This is a genomic window from Pseudonocardia hydrocarbonoxydans, from assembly GCF_006539565.1.
Taxonomy (GTDB): Bacteria; Actinomycetota; Actinomycetes; order Mycobacteriales; family Pseudonocardiaceae; genus Pseudonocardia; species Pseudonocardia hydrocarbonoxydans.
Window position 1 is genome coordinate 1 of record NZ_BJNG01000075.1, and the last position, 2,941, is coordinate 2,941.

A 2,941-nucleotide genomic window follows, 5' to 3' on the forward strand; every position below is an offset into this window, starting at 1 on the left:
ACGTCGTCGGGCTGGTCGGTCACGGGGTCTCCTCGGTGGTGATGCGGTCCGCGCGGGCACGGACGTGCCGGGCGGCGTCGGTGAGCCGGCGCAGGACGTCGACGGCCTCGGCGGCGATGTGGTCGGTCGAGCGTTCGGTCGGCTCGTCCCAGTACTCACGCAGGGCGGCTAGGACGGCCTGTAGTCGGGCGTGCTCGCGGGAGACGCCACGGTCGCCGATGATCACGACCGGACCTCCCGGACGGCGATGAGGTTGTCGACCTGGGCCGTCAGCCGGGCCGTCCGGGCGGCGGCCTGCGCCAGGCGGCGGCGCGTCACGGGGTCGGCCTGGGAGGCGCGCTCGGCGAGGGCGAGCAGCGCTGCGGCGGCCTCGGCGGCGATCTCCTCCCCGGCGGCCCGCACCTTGGGATCGCGGCTGCGCCGTAGACGGGCCAGGGCGCGGCGTAGGCGGTCGTCGGGGTGCCCGCTGCGGAACAGGTCGGCCGACGGCGGTGAGGGGGTCGCAGCGGCGACGTCAGCCTGTCCGTCGTCCTCACGCGCACGCACTCGTGCGCCCGCGGGCGCAACCCCCTGTCCGGGGCGCGGTGACACGGTGTCGGCGTCGCCGTCGTCGGGCGCGCATCGTTCCTCCCCCTCGGCGAGAGGGCGCGGGCGGACCGGCGGGCGATCGTCGGGGGCGGTCGGCGAGTTGTGGGTCATGGGCTGTGGTCCTTGGTTCTGGGTCGGTCGGCACTCGGCCCCGCTCTAGAGAGCGGAGCGGGGGGCCGAGTAGGGGTGCAACGGCTGGTCGAGCAGATGCCGAGTAGGCCGAGTGCGCAGGTCGCGGGGATGCCGAGTGGTGGCCGAGTGAGGCCGAGCAGGGGTGCCGAGTAGGGGGCCGAGCGCGACGTTGCTCGGCACGCCACTTGGCACCCCTTCGCCGTGGGTCAAGATGCGGCCCGGTCGGCGTGCGGGGGCATCCACCGCAGGGCCAGCGCGAGTCGGGTCGTGCCGTTGACGTGTTCGGCGACCGCGGTGTTCTTGACCAACGCGATGCCCGCGGTGATCGAGCTGCGGCTGTGCTTCTGTAGTCCGTCGGCGAGGGCGGCCCGGATTTCGGCGCCGCTGAGGCCGTCCTGGTCGCCGGCCATGGCAAGGACCCGCACGATGTCGAACGCGGCTCGTCGGCCGGCCTGCCCGGCGAACAGGTCTGCCACACCGTCCGGGACGTCGTGCTTCCACCACTCGTGGCCGAGGTCGAACGTCGGCGATGCGTCACCCTCCTCGCCGATGTCGACGACCATCGCGTCGTGACCGGGCACCGTGCGCAGCCGGAGCGGCCACCGGCCCTCCACAGGGGCGTTCTTGAACTTCTCCACGCGCAGGGTGCGCTGCGACGTCGAAGATCGGGCATCTCCGGCGAGGTCGATCATCAGCACGAAATCGGCGTCGGACCCCTTCGCCGAGGACCCGCGCAGGCGGCGGCCGTCGTGCCCGGTGTGGTCGAGCAGGAGGACCGACGCGCCGAGTTCGTCGCGCAGGCGGGCGGCGGCCTCGATGGCGACCCCTACCTCGGTGGCGGAGTTCTCCTCGGCGCCCGGGATCGAGCGGTGCATCGTGTCGATGACGACCAGGCCCGCGTTGAGCTCGCGGACGAGGTCGATCAACTCGTCGACGTCGGCGCCGGAGTTGAGGTGCAGCGGCTCGTTGTGGATCGTGAGTGCGCCGGGCTCCAGTGCGCCGTTGAGGCGCCGCCACGCGGCGACCCGGTGCGCGATGCCGTCCCAACCTTCCGCAGCGATGTAGAGCACGTTGACGGCCTGGGTGACCGCGAACTCGGGGCGGTCGAGCCAGGCACGGCCGGCCGCCACGGAGCAGGCCCACGACACGGCCACGAACGACTTGTAGGTGCCGTACGCGCCGCCAAGGAAGCCGATCGCTGTGCACGGGATCAGTCCGGCCATTCGCCACCGCGGCGCCGGCACGTTCTCGACGTCGTTGGAGTCGATCAGCCGCTCGGACCGGGGCCGTCGCTTGGGTCGGTTGCGCTCGGCGAGGAGGCGGCGGGCCTCGGAGTCGACCTCGAGAATTTCGAGCCGACTCGTGATCTTGTCCTGTCGGTCCAGCTCGGCCTGCCGGGCGCGGTCCTCCGCGGTGGCGCGCTGGGCGAGGACGAGGTGCCACGGCCGCGCGAAGGCCGGGACTGGCGCCGGGAATCTGTCCAGCACCTTGCTGCGCTCGGCCGGGGTGAGGACGGGCCACGCCTCGCGCACCTCGCCGCTCAGGTGTGGTGGACACTCGTTGAACGACCACGGACGCGGTCGTCCGTCGGCGTAGTGGGTGTTGGTGTCCATCACCGGACACCCCGCATCGCCGCGTCGAGAGCCTCGTCGGTAGCCGGGCAGTCGACGGCGTGCTCGACGTGGACCCTGGTCATCTCGCCGCGGCGCTTGGCGCGGCGGCGGGTGGCACGGTTGGGCAGGCAGGCGCGGGCGCCGCACGGGCAGGTTCCGCCGGTGTTGGTGATGCGACGGCGGGCGATCCCTTCGCGGACGGCCGGCGGGGCGTCCTCGGGGATCGTGGGGGACAGGACGAGGGCGCGACCTTCGGGGAGGTCGACGACGGCCACGTCGTACGTGGCGCTGTGCTGGGTGGGCACGGGTAGAATCTCCGTTGCTGGGATGAAGTTGTGCGACGGCCGGGCCTTGGGTAGGCCCGGCCTTCGCGATGTAGGGGGTCAGGCAGCGGCCGGGCGCGACACCGCGGTGTCGGCGGGGGCTCGCAGCAGCGCCGAGACGCGACGCCTGGTCTCGTCGGAGAGCGGCGGGGCCTGGTCGACGATCCGGCGGATGCGCTCGGCGCGGGCGGCGTCGGCCGGGGTGGGCGTGCGGTCGGTCATGGTCAGGCGGGCACCGAAGCGGCGTCCATCGAGCGCAGCAGCGAGTCGACGTCGTCGGCGAGG

5 protein-coding genes are annotated in these 2,941 nt (G+C 73.2%); all 5 read right to left on the minus strand.

Features of this window, described 5'->3' with window-relative positions:
• Positions 1–19: 19 nt before the first annotated feature.
• The gene (locus PHY01_RS25985; RefSeq protein ID WP_141282898.1) at positions 20–226 is read right to left on the minus strand and encodes a hypothetical protein; all 207 of its coding nucleotides are present in this window, start codon (positions 224–226) and stop codon (positions 20–22) included.
• Positions 223–546 (minus strand): hypothetical protein, encoded by a 324-nt coding sequence (locus tag PHY01_RS25990; protein WP_141282900.1) that lies wholly within the window; start codon positions 544–546, stop codon positions 223–225. The genes PHY01_RS25985 and PHY01_RS25990 overlap by 4 nt, the downstream gene beginning before the upstream one ends.
• A gap of 380 nt (positions 547–926) precedes the next feature.
• Positions 927–2,333, minus strand: coding sequence for an AAA family ATPase (locus PHY01_RS25995; RefSeq protein WP_141282902.1), 1,407 nt, complete (start codon positions 2,331–2,333; stop codon positions 927–929).
• Entirely contained in the window at positions 2,333–2,638 is a 306-nt protein-coding gene (locus PHY01_RS26000) for a hypothetical protein (protein ID WP_141282904.1), read from the minus strand. Before PHY01_RS26000 ends, PHY01_RS25995 begins: the two co-directional genes overlap by 1 nt.
• A 78-nt stretch (positions 2,639–2,716) precedes the next feature.
• A partial coding sequence (locus PHY01_RS26795; RefSeq protein ID WP_218030359.1) for a hypothetical protein occupies positions 2,717–2,941 on the minus strand: 225 nt, incomplete at its 5' end.

Excerpts from the sequence above, each read along its gene's own strand:
- PHY01_RS25995 (WP_141282902.1), bottom strand. The coding sequence starts at position 2,333 with ATGGACACCAACACCCACTACGCCGACGGACGACCGCGTCCGTGGTCG.